Here is a 16,481-nt window from a genome sequence, read left to right as displayed (position 1 = left end):
TACAATGTTTGGCTGTTTAATAACCTGCCAACAAGCCTATCCCAATCAACTGAGTACACGAAAATCTTAAATTGAAAGTTGTTTTGACAATTCTAAGATATCAAGATCCAGTTCATGTTTGTTTTCATCCAATGCTTCATCGATATCGAGATCGATCATTTTTCCACCGCGGACACCGACGACACGACCTTGCTTACCTTCCAGTAAGATGTCGATCGCATGTGCGCCCATCCGGCTGGCGAGCACACGGTCAGCAGCTGTCGGTGCACCACCGCGTTGAACGTGACCGAGTACGGTAACCCGTGTATCAAGGCCCGTTTCTTTGGCGATTTCATCGCCGACGTCTTGAGCACGACCCGCACCTTCCGCTACGATGACGATCGAGTGTTTCTTACCACGATTGACACCACTTTGGATACGTTCCAATACTTCTTTTAAATCTTCAGGGCGTTCTGGAACAAGAATGGATTCCGCGCCACCTGCTAAACCGGCATACAGCGCGATATCGCCTGCATCACGACCCATGACTTCGATGACATACGTCCGCTCGTGTGAAGAAGCCGTGTCCCGAATTTTATCAATCGCTTCAAGCGCCGTGTTTAAAGCCGTGTCAAATCCAATCGTGTAATCCGTTCCCGGAATATCATTATCGATCGTTCCAGGCAGTCCGATCGTCGGGAAGCCGAGTCCCGTCAATTTTTGGGCACCACGATACGACCCGTCACCACCTACGACGACAAGCGCATCGATTTCGAATTTCTTCAGATTGACGACTGCTTTCGCACGTCCTTCTTCCGTCCGGAACTCTGGGCACCGGGCAGAACGTAAGAATGTCCCACCGCGTTGAATGATGTCACCAACCGAACCTAGATTCAATTGGACAAGATCTCCATTGATCAAACCTTGATATCCGTTATAGACACCAAATACTTCTAGTCCATGAAAAATCGCCTTACGTGTTACAGCTCGCACTGCGGCGTTCATGCCGGGTGCGTCGCCACCACTTGTTAAAACAGCAATCCGTTTCAAACTCACGTTAATCACCTCTCCATTAATCTTAGTCTAAAATAGCACGTAGTTTTGTTGTTTTACAACAGGGCAGACTGCATAAACTTTCGTCAGCAGTTTGTTCACCCTATCACGAAATAAGGACTGCCAATCATGATAGCGATTACATGCAGGTTATGTGCCAATTTGGTGATATTTTTCTGTGCGCTTCTCGATTAACTGTTCTGGCGTCAAACGGGTCAGTTGGGCTAGTTTTTGTTCTAGAACAGATTTCACTTTGTCCGCCTGTAATGAAACATCTAAATGCGCACCGCCGACGACCTCTGGAATGATTCCGTCTGCAATCCCGAGACGAAGTAAATCCGGTGCCGTAATCTGCATCGATTCAGCCGCTTGTTCCGCAAGACTGGCATCTTTCCAAAGCAAGGCTGCCGCGCCTTCCGGTGAAATGACCGAGTAGGTCGAGTTCTCAAGCATCAAGAGTTGATCGCAGACACCGATGCCGAGTGCACCACCTGATCCCCCTTCACCGATAACGATTGAAATGATTGGCACGGGCATGCCTGCCATTTCAAACAGATTTTTAGCGATTGCCTCACTTTGACCACGCTCTTCTGCCGCTCGTCCCGGGTAAGCTCCTTTCGTATCGATGAATGTGATGATTGGTCGCTTGAACTTGACCGCTTGTTGCATCAACCGTAATGCCTTTCGATATCCTTCAGGATGTGGCATCCCAAAATTCCGACGGATGTTTTCTTTAGTATCTTTTCCACGTTGATGACCGATGATCGTCACGGCTTGCCCGTTCAGCATCGCAATCCCGCCAACGATTGCGGCGTCATCGTATCCATGCCGGTCACCATGCAATTCAATAAAATCTTCGCAAATCAACTGTACATAATCAAGCGTCGTCGGACGTTCTGGATGACGTGCCAACTGCACACGGTTCCACGCTTTCATATTCCCATAAACATCGAGTTCTAACCGACGCAACCGCTCCTCAAGTAAATTGAGCTCTTCTTTAAAATCGAGACCTTGTGTCTCAGCCATATCGTGCAGTTCTAATATCTTTTCGCGTAACGCGATTACTGGTTGATCAAATGGTTGCATGATTGTTCCCCTCCGAGTGCATCATCAAAATACGTGAGTAATAGGCTTTCAAATCGTGTCGCGATACGACATCATCGAGTTGTCCCGCCTGCAGTAAAAACTCTGACGTTTGGAAGTCTTCCGGCAACTTTTCACGAATCGTCTGTTCAATGATTCTTCGACCGGCAAAACCGATCAGTGCACCTGGCTCCGCGATATTAAAATCACCCAACATCGCAAAACTCGCAGACACTCCACCTGTCGTCGGATGTGTCATGCAGGAAATGTACAATAATCCGGCATCAGAATGCTGCTTTAAAAATAAACTCGATTTCGCCATCTGCATCAGGCTGACCATGCCTTCTTGCATCCGTGCTCCACCAGAAGCAGAAAAAATCGTCACCGGCAACCGTTCTTTTGTTGCGTATCGAATCGCTTCTGCAATGGCAGCACCGACTGCCGCTCCCATCGAACCCATCCGAAAACGTGCGTCCATGACACAGGCAACGAGTGGATGGCCGTTTACATGTCCGACTCCACAGACGATTGCTTCTTCGAGCCCCGTCCGCACTTGATCCCCTTTCAGTTTTTCCGGGTAATCTTGGAATTGGAGTGGATCTGCTTTGACGGCAGGTAAGTCGAAATACGTGATCGTTCCTTCGTCAAACAGTTGTGTAAAGCGTTCATGCGCTGTCAACGGATGGTGGTAGCCACACGTACAGACACGCAGGTTCGCTTCAAGTTGTTTCGTATATTGGATGAGTTTGCACTTTGGACATTTCGTCATCAAGCCGACAGGTACATCGACCCGTTGTTCTTTTGACGTCAAAGTGACAAATTTTTTAGGTTTTCGAAAAAATGCTTGCACGTTAGTTCCCCCTTGTGGTTCTTACGAGCGTTTCAGAAAAGCTTCCCGTTCCGCTCGTGTATAGAGCTCCCCTTGACCAAAACTGAGATAAAAGGCATTCACCTGTCGCCAAATCCGTTCAAACAAGTCATTGCCGACCGTACCGATCAATGCTTCTCGAAAGGCTGTGTCGGAATCGACATGGGCTTCCAAAAAAGACCTGTCCGTTAATGGAACGAAGGCGGATTGTTCGAGTAAACGTAGGGTTCCCGCCAAATCCTCAAATTTTGAATCTCCGGTCACTAAAAATTGTGCGATGATTTGAATGTAGGTATGGTCGTCACGATTTAAGAGAAAACTTCCCCCGCCATGTCTCGTCTCTATGATTCCGAGATAGGCCAATGTCCGAAGTGCTTCCCGGACAGACGGGCGACTGATTGCCAGCCGTTCCGCTAATTCGCGTTCGGATGGAATCCGGTCTCCCGGAACAAACCCATCCTGTTCGATCATCGTTTTGATTGCCGAGATGTTCGTTTCAAAAGCGTTTCGCTTCTTTTCCATTTTGTACGGCACCACCTTCCTGACGTAGTCGTCACTTTCAAAATCCGGCGGCATTGGTCAGACCAATTACCCCTTATTATAACAAATCTTATTACCTACTACTAGGTCGAACGCGGGACATTTTTCAAGACGATATTCGTTTCCCCGAACCGAATTCGTAGCTGTGCCAGCAATTCTTCGTTGTGTTGAATCGCATAGATTCCTGGTAACGGTTTCGTTTCATTGGTATCGGCATAACGGACGACTACCGGAATGTCTCCCGGGGCCGTTTCTAAAATCCGTTCCAACACCGCCAACTCATTTTTGGACGGCAATTTGATAAACAAGACGTCCTGCCCAAGCGGTCGTAACCGTTCCAGGACAAACTGCCGGTTTCCTTCCCGTTCCTGTGCCTTGACTTCGATCAAGAGCACGTTGCCGACGTATAACGATCTGCTGAACAGCTCGTACTGCTTCGGAAAAACGACGACTTCCTCTGTCGTATAACCGTCGACCGCGTGGATGACGGCCATCGTCTGGGCCCGTTTCGTTTTGAATTCGCGCAGCTGATCGATGTAACAGACGAGGTAATGGGTCTGTTCGGCTTCTGCAGAGATGGCTTGAAAATGTGTCGTCTCAACCTGTGGTTTCATCGCCGTCATCAATGGCGAATACGTCAACCAGAATCCAAGTGATTCCCGCTCGAGCCGTGCCCAATCCGTGGCTGTCCGGCTTGTTTTCGCAACCGTCTTTCTTCGCCCGAGACTTGCGAGTTCATCCGGCAACAACGTATTGGACGCCATCGTAAAGTAATCCAAGACTTCTTGTTCAGCCAACGCTCGATCGCCGTGCGTCGCGCGATCCAGTGCTCCGCTGTATAACAGCAGTTCAATCTTCGTCCGTTCTTTTTTCCCCCAACCAACGGCCGATAACAATTGGGTAATCGTTTGCGACGTTTTAGCGGCTTCTCGTAAGCTGTGAAAATCTTTTTCCGTAATTCCACGCAGTGTTTGCAGACCAAGACGGATACCTTTTCCTTCTAAGGTTGAACGATAATCCGACATCCAGACATCCGGTGGCAACGCCGGCAATCGTTTTTCCCGCATGACACGGACCAGACGTTCCGGCTGATCGATTGAGACGAGAGAAAAGATTTGCGGATGATGTGCCTTCATATATCCTAATGCGTAACTGATTTTCGTATAAGCAACGGCATGACTCCGGTTAAATCCATAACCAGCGAACCGTTCGATTTGATCATATAACGTCTCGGCGACGCTCGCTTCGAACCCATTTCCGAGTGCACCGTCGATAAAACGTTTTTTCTCGGATTCGACCGATTGACTGCTTTTCTTCGAAATCGCCCGACGTAACAAGTCAGCCTGTGCCAATGTAAACCCGGCGACACGGCGTGTGATTTCCATGATCTGCTCCTGGTAGACGATGACACCGTACGTCGACTGTAAAATTTCAGCTAAAATCGGATGGACCGTCTGATACGGTTGACCCGCTTTCCGTTTCGCATACAAGTCAATGAATTTCATCGGTCCCGGACGAAACAGCGACATCGTCGCGACCAAATCTTCAAAACGTGTCGGCTTGACTTCCCGCAAGGTTTGCTTCATCCCGGCTGATTCAAATTGAAAGATTTGATCCGTCTCGCCTTTAGAGAACAGCCGAAGTGTCACGGCATCATCTTCCGGAATCTGTTCAACAGAAAATCCGGGATGTGTATGTTGAATCAAGTGTTCCATCTGACGTAACCGGGTCAGGTTCCGCAGACCTAACAGATCGATTTTCAATAATCCTTGTTGTTCCAGTGCCTTCATCAAATATTGAGTGACGAACCGGTCACTCGCATTCCGATCGACAGGCGTTGTCTCGATGAGATCGTCCGATCCGATCACAACACCCGCTGCATGAATCGAACGTTGTCGTGGCAGCCCTTCAATCGCTTGAGCCAGCTGCAACAGTTGCCGTCGTTTTTCACTGCCTGAGAACCAACGGTAGATTGCCGCCTTTTGCTCCAATCCTTGTAAGGTCGTCGCTTTCCCAAGTTGTTTAGCTGCTGCATCTGTCTCATCTTTCGAAAACTCCAGCACGCGCGCGACGTCACGAAGTGCTGCCTTTGCTCCGAGCGTAGACAGCGTTCCGATTTGTCCGACGTGTGCTCTTCCGTAACGTTCGACCAAATAATCAAGTACTTCTTCCCGCCGTTCGTCCTCGATGTCAATGTCAATATCAGGCATCGAAATCCGTTCGGGATTTAAGAAGCGTTCAAATAACAGACCGTATTTGATCGGGTCAACTGTCGTGATGCCTAGGGCGTAACTGACGAGTGAACCGGCGGCAGAACCACGTCCTGGTCCCACTTGAATACCTTTTGCTTTCGCCTGCCGGACCATATCCTCAACGATCAGAAAGTAATCGGCAAAACCGGTTTTTTCAATCACGTTCAGTTCATACTGCAACCGGTCTGTTGCGACGGTATCGACAAGACCGTGTGCCAACAATCCATCATGGGCCAGTTTTTTTAAAGCCTGATCCGAATTTTCCGTCACCCGCGGTAAGGGACGGGACTGGAACGGTAACACCAACGCCTGTTGTGTGGTTGCCCATCGTTCGACAAGCATCCGTTCCCGCTCCGTAAAGTGTTCCTGTAATTCTTCATTTGACTTCAAATACGCCGTCCGGTTGATTTTTTGTTCTTGAAACGTTGTTCCCTCATCGATCGCCCGGACAGCCTGATAGGCTTCCGCCTCGTCTCGCCGTAAATAACGGACGGGATCAATCGGAATCGTCTCGATTCCAAGTGCATACGCTGCCTGGCGGTAGTGTTCCCGGCTCTCTCGCTCCACGGTGGAGCGCGCCGCCTTTACACCCAAATAAACAGTCGCATTTTGCGCAAGGCTGATCCACTGGGAAACGAGGCGTCGCAACCGAGCCTCGTCATCCGGCGCTTGTCGTTTTGGTTCTAAGATGGCAACCAAGTCCGAATAGTCCTCGACCGGCATCTGACTCGACAGCCGATACAGTGCCTTCAGACCTTCGCTTGTTTTGGCGTACCACAAGATGGTCAGTTCGTCATCTGCCTGATCCTGTTCCAAACCAACAATCGGAAGCAGGTCCCGTTGCTCGCAACCGGCGATGAATGCCGGCACGCCGGTCAACGCTGTCTCACAAATCGCGGCTGCATGCGCGCCTCGTTGTTTTAATTCGTCAAGATACCGATCCATTCGAATGGTACTCTGCAGGGGACTATAAGCTGTCCGGACATTTAGCTGAATCATACTGCCTCCTCCATTCTTTTTCATCGTCTATGTTCCACCATTTTAAAACGTTTTCAGAAGTGTCATATCTGCTTGTTCCTGAGTCTCGCCATTCCGTGAATTATTCGCTACAATAAAAAGAGAACATCATGACTTGCATGGAAGGAGAGTTTGCCATGATTTTAAACCGTAGCCAAATCGCTCGCGAAAAAGTTGAACAGTTAAAGTTAGGTGTGACTGCCTTTACTGAGACTGAAGAAATTGCTGAAAAAATCCGGAAGGCTGTCAAGGAACTGGAACTGAACGTCATCGAAGACCACACAGAACGTGGAATTTGGTTCATTCCCCAAGAAGAGGCTTCAACGAATTGAAGACAAAAAGGCTGTTCGCCATGCATCCGACACAGGATTGTAGCGAGCAGCCTCTTTTTGTCTAGAAGCGGAAGGCTCCCGCCACTTCATTCAAACGGGAAATGACACCATCGACTTCGGTTAGATTTTGAATCGTCGCACCGGATGCCATCGGATGTCCCCCTCCATTAAATTCTTTTGCGACCTCGTTGATGATCGGTCCTTTTGAGCGTAGACGAACACGGACTTCCTGATCCGTTTCAAGGAAGAGTGCCCACGCTTTTAACCCTTTCAGACCGGCAAAGCTGTTCACGAGTAACGAAGCCTGTTCGACAGTCGCGTTAAATGCCTTAAGCGTTTCTTGTGTCAAGACGACATAACCGACACCCGCTTCCGTCAACTCGATGTGTTGGAGAACATATCCTTGCAGTTGTAAAGCTGCCAGTTCCGTCTGATACATATTCCGGTAAAGCCAGTCCGTGTCGATCCCTGTATCCAATAATTGTGCCGCGACCGAAAACGTCCGGCTCGTTGTCCCTCTGAATTGAAAACGACCGGTATCTCCGACGATACCTGCGTAAAACTGAATCGCCGCCGGTTCCGGAATCACGTATCCCCACTCGTTTAACAGATGGACCAACAACTCTGACGTCGAACTGACCGTCGGGTCGACAAGTTGGATGTAAGCGTAAGGATCTTCGTCCGGATGATGATCGATTTTAATCGTCTTTCGACCGCGTAACGCATCCTTACCATCGATTCGCGCTTCGTTTGCTGTATCTAAAATGATGACCAGTGCGTCCGGATACTCATCTGTTTCGACCGCATCAAGCGTCCCCATGAAAGCAAGCGACGTTGCCATCTCGCCGGTTGCTTTTATTTTTTTGTCCGGAAATTGGTGTTGCAGAACCGTCCGTAAGCCGAACTGGCTGCCGAGTGCATCCGGGTCCGGCCGTTCGTGCCGATGGATGATGATCGTCGATGCTTGTTCAATCAATTGTCTGATTTGTTCTTTCACAGTGCACAGCTCCTCTAAATATTGATATGATACAAACAGATATAGAAAGAAAAGGAGGTTATCATATGCAGTTTGTTCTCATTCTGTTAATCGTCTTGTCGCTTGGTGGATATTTACTCGCAAAACGACGTGCATTCCATACGAAAAGTACGAATCGAAAATTTTTATTTAATACGCAAGCGAGCATCTGGCTCAGCCTGTTCGTCATTTTGTTTGCCGTCAATCAGTTTGTGTCCGGTGACGGTTTGACGACACTGACAGGAAAAATCGTTTGTTCGATCCTGATCGTAATCGGTGTTGCTTCATTTATTGCGGGCTTCATCCGTTACAAAAAAATCTATCCGTATGTCGTCCGGGAAATGGAACAAACGGAACAGTCGTAAAAAAGACGGTCATGACCGTCTTTTTTTATGCTCTGAAAACGACTTATCGATCGATTAGTTGTGAAGTCACGAGCGCCTTCGCGACGATTTGTGTGCCTTGGTACATCTCGACATCGACTTTCCCGAATTTCCGTCCGACATCAAACACGTTCGCCCGAATCGTAATCGTACTTTCAATTTGGACCGGTTTGATGAAGTAGATGCTGACATTTTCAATCACGAGGTCCCCTTTTTTCATGTGACGCAACATCCGCGTTGCGCCTTCAACAAGCAAGGTCGTCAAGACACCACTTGAAGCCGTCCCCATGAAATTAGTCATCTGCGGAGAAACTTCGAGCGAGAGATAAGGACCTCTTGCATCTTCTGCTGCTTTGATTTGTCCCGTAATCAAGTCGTCAAACGTCTCTCCGACCTGCGGTTGCCGGTTCGCCAGTTGTAACGCTTTCAAAACATCTTGCCGACTGATGATACCAAGCAGACGTCCGTACTGATCGATGACCGGTAACATTTCGATTCCTTCCCAAACCATCTGATGGGCGGAATTCGTCACACTGGTCCGGATTCCGACAGTGATCGGGTGACGGGTCATGACTTTTTCGACCGGCCAATCATGCGGACGGTCAATGATATCCTTCGCTGTCACGACACCGACGACCTTCATTTGTTCATCGATGACCGGATAACGATTATGCTTCGTTTGTTCGTTGAGTTCATGCCATCTGGCAATCGGATCGTTCGTCTGTAAATAAAACGTGTCATGCAACGGAATCAGAATATCCGATACCAGTAAAATCTCTTTTTTAATCAGCCGGTCATAGATGGCCCGGTTAATCATCGTCGCGACGGTAAACGTATCATATGACGTCGAAATGATAGGCAATTCCATTTCATCAGCCAGCTTCTTCGCCTCTTCCGTCGTATCAAAACCACCGGTAATCAAAACCGCAGCCCCTGCTTCTAACACGAGTTCATGGGCTTTTTCCCGGTTTCCGATGATGACAAGACTGTCGACATCGATATAACGCATCATCGCTTCCAGTTTCATTGCTCCGATAACAAACTTCGTCAAGGTTTTATGAAGTCCGTCTCGTCCCCCAAGCACTTGTCCATCGACGATATTGACGACTTCTGCGAAGGTCAATTTTTCAATGTTCTCTTTTTGCTTTTTCTTGATCCGGATCGTTCCGACACGTTCAATCGTCGAGACGAACCCTAAATTCTCTGCTTCTTTAATGGCACGATACGCCGTACCTTCGGATACCGTTAGGTCCTTCGCGATTTGCCGGACGGATATTTTGGCGCCCACATCGAGATCCTCAATGTGCCGGATGATCTGTTCATGTTTCGTAGGCATGCTGTATCCCTTCTTTTTCCTATATTCTACTCTCCTGTCATTATACTGTACTACTCGGAAGAATGAAAAGTGTACTAGTCTGATTTCTGAGAAATGTTTTCCAAATCCAACTTTGGTATACTAAAACGTGACAAGAAACGAGAGGTGGTAACGACATGTTAGAACGGACAAATCAAATCAGTCGTGTATTGCAAGAATCAGGAATCGATGTGGCGTTGATTACGTCAAAAGCCGGCGTTTTCTATTTTTCAGGTGTCTACGCTGAACCACATGAACGCGTCATGGCGGTCATCGTCGATGCGAATGGAAAACGTGCCCTTTTCTGCCCGGCACTCGAAGCGAATATCGTTTCAGCCAGCCCTTGGGATGGAGACGTCGTCACGTATGCCGACCACGAAAATCCATTTGATAAAATCAGTCAGCTTCTCGAAACCTTTGCCGTCTCGAATAATCGGATCGGAATCGAAGGGGAGCATATGACATTCAGCCGTTTCAAGGAACTGGAGTCCCGTCAGGAAAATGCGGCGATCCTCGATATCGGTGAGCAACTGCAGGCGTTACGTGTCAAAAAAGATGCCCAAGAAATCGACATCCTTCGTGAAGCAGCTGAATTGGCCGATCAAGCCGTCGAAATCGGGAAACAGGCGATTCGCCCCGGCGTCACGGAAATGGAAGTCATCGCGGAAATCGAGTTTGAAATGAAGAAAAAAGGTGTTCGCGAGATGTCATTTGATACGTTAGTCTTGTTTGGCGCAAACAGCGCTGACCCGCACGGCGTCCCTGGTGACCGTGTCATTCAAGAAGGAGACTTCGTCCTGTTTGATCTCGGTGTCGTGTGGAAAGGATATTGTTCTGATATCACACGGACCTTCGTTTACGGAGAAGCGAGCGAAGAACAGAAAACGATCTACAACACGGTCCTTGGCGCACTTGAAGCAGCAACCGCAGCGAGTCGTGTTGGTGTAACGCTTGGTACACTCGACAAAGCTGCTCGGGACGTCATTGAAACGGCAGGATACGGCGAGTACTTCACACACCGGGTTGGACATGGTCTTGGAATTGATGTCCACGAATTCCCGTCACTCGCTTCAAACAATCTATTGACGGCTGAAGCGGGTATCGTCTATACGCTCGAGCCGGGAATTTATGTTCCAAACGTCGGCGGCGTCCGGATTGAAGATGATATTCATCTTACGGAAAACGGACCGGAAGCGTTAAATCAATCTCCAAAACATCTTCAGTCTCTTCCATCTGTACAGTAAATAACAGGGTCCATTCCGAAAAACGGAATGGACCCTGTTATTCTATCTTCGAACTTTTCTCCTAAACTCATTGACGCGATTGATGGACGACGTTGACGCCGCCTGTAACATCCAGGATTGCCCCAGTAATCAAACTGGATTCTTCCGCCAGTAAAAACGAGATGGCCCGGGCGATATCTTCCCCGACACCTGTCCGTCCAACCGGCGTCTGATCGTCCGCCGTTGCCTGCTCAATCCGCTTCGATTTGTTTTCACCCACGATATTACCCGGATTGACCATGTTCACGGTGATCCCGTGGCCCGCCTCCTCAAGCGCTACACTTTTCGTCAAACTGACCATCCCACTTTTAGCGGCTGCGAATGCTGCCCGGTCAATCCATCCGGGTGCTGACGCACTCTCCGGAAAGCCGTATGTAACAATCCGTCCGTAGTGTTGCTCGCGCATAATCGGAAGAATTTTTCGTAACAACCAAAAGCTAGCCGTCAGATTTCCGGTTACGACTTCATTCCACTCTTGATCCGAATAATCGACAAGCGACTTCCGTTCAAAGATATACGGTCCTGCATTTAAGATCAAGGCATCGATGCGTCCGTGTTTCTCCACTGTTTGCTCTACGGCACTCAGTAATTCGTCTTGTTTCGTCACATCCGCTTCAATCAAATGTAAACGTTCGTGCTCGAAGGTTGGTTTCGAGCGATGAAGTGCCGTCACGTGCCACCCTTCTTCGAGCAGGCGGCGGGTCACCATCTCCCCGAGCCCTTTTGTTCCTGCTGTAATCAATGCGTGCCTCATCGTGGCATCGCCTCCTTTCATCTCCTTCCATCTTACGGGTTCCCTTGAGGAAGAACAATTTTTAAATCTCCTTAAATGTTCGTCATCTTCCATTTGAGGGAATGGTATAATAAGGGTGTAAGATCAGCTGAATACGAAGGGATGGATACAGAATGGCAATTGTATATCATAACATTTTAGTAGCAGTCGACGGTTCAAAAGAAGCAGAACGTGCTTTTGAAACAGCGATTGACGTCTCACTTCGAAACGATGCCAAACTTGTCATTGCACACGTCATCGATACACGGACTTTTGCGACCGTCGAGGCCTATGACCGGACGATTACAGAACGCGCCGAATCGTACGCCAAGGAATTACTGGATGACTATGTCAAAACCGCACAAGAACGCGGTGTCAAAGATGTTGAAGTCGCAATTGAATACGGTTCTCCTAAAGTAACCATCGCCAAGAAACTCGCCCCCAACCACAATGTGGATTTGATCATCTGTGGTGCCACCGGATTAAACGCTGTAGAACGCTTCTTTATCGGTAGTGTATCCGAAAGCATTACCCGTTACGCCAAATGTGACGTCTTGATTGTCCGTCTTTAACCGCACTCATTACTATTTTTCAGCACTTCACCTGCGGGTGGAGTGTTTTTTTGATCAAAAAAAAGATCTATCGCACCGATGTGCAATAGATCTGACGGATTATTTGAATTTAACGGTGACGTTACGACGACCCCAGTCAAATGCTTCAGAGCGTGAGTAGTAAAGGATATCAAGCTTTTTCCCTTTAATCGCACCACCCGTATCAGCTGCTGTGTACGTCCCTTTTAATTTCCCTTTGTAATACACTTTTACTGTTGAACGAAGCGGAATGACACGTGGATCAACTGCAACGACTTTCTTTTTAGAGCTCTTGATGTTCCAACCGATTGCCGTTAAGTTACCACTGCCCGGATCGTACGGTGTGTATGCTGTAGCACTTACATTCGTGAGTGTTTTCCAGCCACCCGTTGATTGTTTTTTAGAAGAACTGGTTACGACTTTTGAGTAACGGGCACTTAAGTACGCTGTTTTACCTTTGTAGCTGACTTTGTACCAGTTTCCTGTTTTTGCTTTGTACGGTAATGTTTGATTCTTATATAAAAGACCAAGTTTCTTAGACGACGTTGTTGCTTTCTGACGAACAACTAGGCTATCGACCGACGACTTAACATTTTTTTTGGCTGCAGCTTCCGCTTGAAGACCTGCAAACGAACTGAGTGCTAACAAGACTGCTAAAACACTAGCGAGTATCCGTTTCATCATGTAATCTCTCCTCCATAATTGTCCCTGTTTTGTAACTTACATTAATATACATGACAAAATGGAGCAGTGCCGTTACATATAGACCACAAAAAGATGACGCCTTTATTACTATCGTGTTACAAAAGACTCATTTTTTTCATTTTTGAGTGTTTATTACGTCAAATTGACGTTTAACTTTCTTTTTTTGTATTTTTATATGACAACGCCTGTAATAGAAAATAATCGCGAGCCGATTCATCGTGTTTTGATCGATGCTGAAATCCGGTTTAAAGGACATAAAAATGTCCCGCTCCAACAGACGTTGGAGCGGGACTAAAAGTCATATGCTGTTCGTTTTAAGCGTTTTGCTCGACCAAACCACCGATACGAACCGTATCACGTGCAATCATCAATTCTTCGTTTGTTGGAATGATGATGACTTTGACCGGCGAATGCGGGTAGTTAATGAACAATTCTTCACCACGTGCGCCGTTGTTGAGGGATGGATCCCAGTAAACGCCCATGAATTCAAGTCCACGTAAAACACGCTCGCGAATCGAATCAGAGTTTTCACCAACACCTGCTGTAAAGATGATCGCATCAACGCCGTTCATCTCTGCCGCATATTGTCCGATGTATCCATGGATTCGGTTTGCGAAGATTCGGAGTGCCATCTCTGAACGGTGGTTTCCTTCTGTCGCTGCCGACTCAACATCACGTAAATCACTCGAGAGACCAGACAGACCGTAAATACCCGACTCTTTGTTCATGACGTTCAAGACATCTTCTGCCGTTTTTCCTGTCTTCTCCATCAAGAATGGAATCAAGGCTGGATCAAGCGAACCAGAACGTGTCCCCATCGTGATTCCTTCAAGCGGTGTGAAGCCCATTGTCGTATCGAGTGATTCTCCGCCTGCAACTGCAGCGATCGAAGCACCACTACCGAGGTGACATGAGATCAAACGGAGGTCTTGTAACGGACGACCTAATAATTCAGACGCACGTTCCGTGACATACTTATGGCTTGTACCATGGAAACCGTATTTCCGAATGCCGTACTCCGTATAGTAGTCGTACGGAAGGCTGTACAGGAAGTTTTCTTCCGGCATCGTTTGGTGGAAAGCCGTATCGAAGACTGCCACTTGTGGTACATCTGGTAAAATCGCTTGGAACGCACGGATTCCGATCAAGTTTGGTGGAATGTGCAATGGACCGAGCTCTGTATATGATTCGATGTCTTGCATGACTTCTTCTGTAATGACAACAGAATCAGCATACTTTTCTTTTCCGTGTAATACACGATGTCCGACACCTTTGATTTCGTCATACGATGAGATGATGCCAAATTCCATCAATTTCTCAAGTGACAATTCAACGGCCTCTTTATGTGTAGCAAGTGGAAGAACATCCGTAAACTTCTGTCCTTCACCATATTTAATCGTAAAGATTGCGTCGTCTTTTCCGACACGTTCTACTAAACCAACTGCAATCATCGTCTCATTCGGCATCTCAAGTAATTGGAACTTAAGCGACGAACTACCGGCGTTTACTGCCATAATCTTTGCCATGATTTATTTCCCCTTTTCCATTCGAAATCAGTAGACATTCACATCTGTATGAGTCTTGCTCTATTTCTGTTCTACACTAGAATAGTCAAATTAACAACAGATTTCAATCACTTTGCGCATTTCATTTTAATTCTGTGTTAATCCATTCATCAATCTGTTTCACCATTCCGCCAAAGGCACGGGCATCGGTAAAGGACGGCAACTCTGCCAATAATGCTTGTTTCGGCATCGTCACCCCTGCCAGATGATTTCGGACGATCAAGTAACTTTTCGCAGCTTGTTCTTGTTTGAACATCGTCAAAGGCAACTGAAGAATACCGATGACATGAGCCTTTGTTTCGAAATACTGTTTCAGTTTTCCTTCTGTATCATGTTGGAACAATCCGTTCGGAATGACGAACACACCGAACCCGCCCGGCTTCACGTAATTCATGGCTTGTTCAATCAAAAGAAAATGACTGTAACTCATCCCTTCTTCCCGCTTCAAGACATACGTCTTCGCTGCTTCTTCATCCGGATAATAACCGATCGGTAAATCTGCCATCGCCAGATCGACGGGATCCAGTAAGAGCGGACGCAGTCCATCCTGGTGCGTATAGTTGACCGGATAATCAAGCAGTTCCGTGACTGACGCCGATAAACGGATTAACGTCTCATCCACCTCGACCGCTTCTGCGACGGTATCTTTCGGAAGCTGACTGAGGACGGCATGCAACATCCCGCCGGTCCCGCTTCCAAGATCAAGCAGACGGACATCGTCCTTCTTGATTAATTTCCCGATTAAATAACCCGCAAACAAGGCAACGCTGTCCGGCGTCGGCAAATGATTCGGCTGCGCCTGTTTCATCCCTTCCAGGATTGCGAGTGAGACCGCTTTACGTACCGTCTCGGATTCTACATTTTCCGTATGCCGCTCATTGAGTCGATCGATGACTTCCGTCAAGGCTTCTAAATACGGCATGTCCAGATCACGTTCTAATTTACGTGTTTGTTGTGTCAGTTCTTTATATAAATTTTCTAAAGCTTCCATCTGTATTCCATCCTTTCAAAACGAAACGGCCCCCGCACTTCTTGGGAGCCGTTTTTTCTCATTATCTTCATTGTAGCGGTTTTACGCCGTTTGTAAACTATTCTTACTTCGTCGTTTTTGCACGTTTCGCTGCGGCAAGAGCAGATTCGAAATCGACTTCGTTCGTCGACTCTTCGAGGTACTCCGCGTATACGATTTCATTCGCCGCATCGATGACGAACACCGAACGGGCCAATAAACGAAGTTCTTCAATCGCGACACCGTACTGCGTCCCGAATGACAGATCACGGTGATCCGACAACGTCACGACGTTATCCAGTCCGCTTGATGCACACCAACGGCGTTGGGCGAATGGCAAGTCGTTCGAAATCGTCAGTACCGTTACGCCTTCGATTTCTGCAGCTTCTTCATTGAATTTACGAGTTTGTGCATCACAGACACCTGTGTCGATAGATGGAACGACGCTGATAATCCGGACGCCTGCATATGTATCACGTGTCACAGGTGAAAGGTCATTTGCCAATACCTCGAAATCTGGTGCTTGTTGTCCGATTTCAACCGGTGTTCCGATTAATGTGATGTCATTCCCTTTAAATGTTGCCATGTCAATTCCCCATTTCCCGATAGATTCTAAGTCCTGTCCTATTCTACTATAAAAACACACGGACGGTAAAACAAGATTTCTTCCGCTGCCCTCAG

General features: G+C 47.6%; 16 protein-coding genes. 4 read left to right on the top strand and 12 right to left on the bottom strand.

From position 1 onward, the window contains the following. Nucleotides 1-66: 66 nt before the first annotated feature. The 5 genes from pfkA to dnaE all read right to left on the bottom strand — a co-directional run bounded on the left by pfkA (nucleotide 67) and on the right by dnaE (nucleotide 6,774). Entirely contained in the window at nucleotides 67-1,029 is a 963-nt protein-coding gene (pfkA, locus tag KNP87_RS00125) for a 6-phosphofructokinase (protein ID WP_026832338.1), read from the bottom strand. A gap of 153 nt (nucleotides 1,030-1,182) precedes the next feature. Further along, complete coding sequence (locus tag KNP87_RS00120) at nucleotides 1,183-2,118, bottom strand: acetyl-CoA carboxylase carboxyltransferase subunit alpha (RefSeq protein ID WP_214720523.1); 936 nt, start codon at nucleotides 2,116-2,118, stop codon at nucleotides 1,183-1,185. Continuing rightward, nucleotides 2,105-2,965: an acetyl-CoA carboxylase, carboxyltransferase subunit beta gene (gene accD / locus KNP87_RS00115; RefSeq protein ID WP_214720522.1), complete on the bottom strand. Its 861-nt coding sequence runs from the start codon at nucleotides 2,963-2,965 to the stop codon at nucleotides 2,105-2,107. The genes KNP87_RS00120 and accD overlap by 14 nt, the downstream gene beginning before the upstream one ends. A gap of 21 nt (nucleotides 2,966-2,986) precedes the next feature. After that, nucleotides 2,987-3,505 (bottom strand): FadR/GntR family transcriptional regulator, encoded by a 519-nt coding sequence (locus KNP87_RS00110; RefSeq protein WP_214720521.1) that lies wholly within the window; start codon nucleotides 3,503-3,505, stop codon nucleotides 2,987-2,989. A gap of 101 nt (nucleotides 3,506-3,606) precedes the next feature. Next, complete coding sequence (gene dnaE, locus KNP87_RS00105; protein WP_214720520.1) at nucleotides 3,607-6,774, bottom strand: DNA polymerase III subunit alpha; 3,168 nt, start codon at nucleotides 6,772-6,774, stop codon at nucleotides 3,607-3,609. Nucleotides 6,775-6,929: 155 nt separating this feature from the next. On the opposite strand from dnaE, the gene KNP87_RS00100 reads away from it, so the two are divergent. Beyond that, nucleotides 6,930-7,124 (top strand): YtzJ family protein, encoded by a 195-nt coding sequence (locus KNP87_RS00100; RefSeq protein ID WP_214720519.1) that lies wholly within the window; start codon nucleotides 6,930-6,932, stop codon nucleotides 7,122-7,124. A gap of 61 nt (nucleotides 7,125-7,185) precedes the next feature. Here KNP87_RS00100 and KNP87_RS00095 read toward each other — a convergent pair whose 3' ends face one another. Further along, on the bottom strand, nucleotides 7,186-8,121 hold the full coding sequence (locus KNP87_RS00095) for a DHH family phosphoesterase (RefSeq protein WP_214720518.1): 936 nt from the start codon (nucleotides 8,119-8,121) through the stop codon (nucleotides 7,186-7,188). 65 nt (nucleotides 8,122-8,186) lie between these two features. On the opposite strand from KNP87_RS00095, the gene KNP87_RS00090 reads away from it, so the two are divergent. Next, nucleotides 8,187-8,504: a YtpI family protein gene (locus KNP87_RS00090; RefSeq protein ID WP_026832331.1), complete on the top strand. Its 318-nt coding sequence runs from the start codon at nucleotides 8,187-8,189 to the stop codon at nucleotides 8,502-8,504. A 43-nt stretch (nucleotides 8,505-8,547) separates the two neighbouring features. Here KNP87_RS00090 and KNP87_RS00085 read toward each other — a convergent pair whose 3' ends face one another. Beyond that, entirely contained in the window at nucleotides 8,548-9,858 is a 1,311-nt protein-coding gene (locus tag KNP87_RS00085; RefSeq protein WP_026832330.1) for a DRTGG domain-containing protein, read from the bottom strand. A gap of 155 nt (nucleotides 9,859-10,013) precedes the next feature. On the opposite strand from KNP87_RS00085, the gene KNP87_RS00080 reads away from it, so the two are divergent. Next, nucleotides 10,014-11,120, top strand: a complete 1,107-nt coding sequence (locus KNP87_RS00080; protein ID WP_026832329.1) for an aminopeptidase P family protein — start codon at nucleotides 10,014-10,016, stop codon at nucleotides 11,118-11,120. Nucleotides 11,121-11,187: 67 nt separating this feature from the next. Here the strand turns inward: KNP87_RS00080 and KNP87_RS00075 are convergent, their stop codons facing one another. After that, nucleotides 11,188-11,913, bottom strand: a complete 726-nt coding sequence (locus tag KNP87_RS00075; RefSeq protein ID WP_026832328.1) for an SDR family oxidoreductase — start codon at nucleotides 11,911-11,913, stop codon at nucleotides 11,188-11,190. A 152-nt stretch (nucleotides 11,914-12,065) separates the two neighbouring features. Between KNP87_RS00075 and KNP87_RS00070 the strand changes: the two genes are divergently transcribed. Next, nucleotides 12,066-12,503 (top strand): universal stress protein, encoded by a 438-nt coding sequence (locus tag KNP87_RS00070; RefSeq protein ID WP_026832327.1) that lies wholly within the window; start codon nucleotides 12,066-12,068, stop codon nucleotides 12,501-12,503. A gap of 99 nt (nucleotides 12,504-12,602) precedes the next feature. On the opposite strand, the gene KNP87_RS00065 is transcribed toward KNP87_RS00070, so the two are convergent. From KNP87_RS00065 to tpx, 4 genes are all read right to left on the bottom strand, one after another. Next, nucleotides 12,603-13,205, bottom strand: a complete 603-nt coding sequence (locus tag KNP87_RS00065; RefSeq protein ID WP_026832326.1) for a 3D domain-containing protein — start codon at nucleotides 13,203-13,205, stop codon at nucleotides 12,603-12,605. A 335-nt stretch (nucleotides 13,206-13,540) separates the two neighbouring features. Further along, nucleotides 13,541-14,752, bottom strand: coding sequence for an acetate kinase (locus KNP87_RS00060; RefSeq protein ID WP_028105868.1), 1,212 nt, complete (start codon nucleotides 14,750-14,752; stop codon nucleotides 13,541-13,543). A 121-nt stretch (nucleotides 14,753-14,873) separates the two neighbouring features. Continuing rightward, nucleotides 14,874-15,782: a class I SAM-dependent methyltransferase gene (locus tag KNP87_RS00055; protein ID WP_214720517.1), complete on the bottom strand. Its 909-nt coding sequence runs from the start codon at nucleotides 15,780-15,782 to the stop codon at nucleotides 14,874-14,876. A gap of 103 nt (nucleotides 15,783-15,885) precedes the next feature. Then, entirely contained in the window at nucleotides 15,886-16,392 is a 507-nt protein-coding gene (gene tpx / locus KNP87_RS00050) for a thiol peroxidase (protein ID WP_144239348.1), read from the bottom strand. Between the last annotated feature and the right edge of the window lie 89 nt (nucleotides 16,393-16,481).

It is taken from the genome of Exiguobacterium sp. s192 (assembly GCF_018618795.1).
Taxonomy (GTDB): domain Bacteria; phylum Bacillota; class Bacilli; order Exiguobacteriales; family Exiguobacteriaceae; genus Exiguobacterium_A; species Exiguobacterium_A undae.
This window is presented reverse-complemented; position numbering and strand designations above follow the sequence as displayed.

What these genes read in the sequence shown, in the direction of transcription:
- KNP87_RS00120 (WP_214720523.1), bottom strand. Translation starts at nt 2,118, where the DNA reads ATGCAACCATTTGATCAACCAGTAATCGCGTTACGCGAAAAGATATTA.
- KNP87_RS00110 (WP_214720521.1), bottom strand. Translation starts at nt 3,505, where the DNA reads ATGGAAAAGAAGCGAAACGCTTTTGAAACGAACATCTCGGCAATCAAA.
- dnaE (WP_214720520.1), bottom strand. Translation starts at nt 6,774, where the DNA reads ATGATTCAGCTAAATGTCCGGACAGCTTATAGTCCCCTGCAGAGTACC.
- KNP87_RS00100 (WP_214720519.1), top strand. Translation starts at nt 6,930, where the DNA reads ATGATTTTAAACCGTAGCCAAATCGCTCGCGAAAAAGTTGAACAGTTA.
- KNP87_RS00090 (WP_026832331.1), top strand. Translation starts at nt 8,187, where the DNA reads ATGCAGTTTGTTCTCATTCTGTTAATCGTCTTGTCGCTTGGTGGATAT.
- KNP87_RS00085 (WP_026832330.1), bottom strand. Translation starts at nt 9,858, where the DNA reads ATGCCTACGAAACATGAACAGATCATCCGGCACATTGAGGATCTCGAT.
- KNP87_RS00080 (WP_026832329.1), top strand. Translation starts at nt 10,014, where the DNA reads ATGTTAGAACGGACAAATCAAATCAGTCGTGTATTGCAAGAATCAGGA.
- KNP87_RS00075 (WP_026832328.1), bottom strand. Translation starts at nt 11,913, where the DNA reads ATGAGGCACGCATTGATTACAGCAGGAACAAAAGGGCTCGGGGAGATG.
- KNP87_RS00070 (WP_026832327.1), top strand. Translation starts at nt 12,066, where the DNA reads ATGGCAATTGTATATCATAACATTTTAGTAGCAGTCGACGGTTCAAAA.
- KNP87_RS00065 (WP_026832326.1), bottom strand. Translation starts at nt 13,205, where the DNA reads ATGATGAAACGGATACTCGCTAGTGTTTTAGCAGTCTTGTTAGCACTC.
- KNP87_RS00060 (WP_028105868.1), bottom strand. Translation starts at nt 14,752, where the DNA reads ATGGCAAAGATTATGGCAGTAAACGCCGGTAGTTCGTCGCTTAAGTTC.
- KNP87_RS00055 (WP_214720517.1), bottom strand. Translation starts at nt 15,782, where the DNA reads ATGGAAGCTTTAGAAAATTTATATAAAGAACTGACACAACAAACACGT.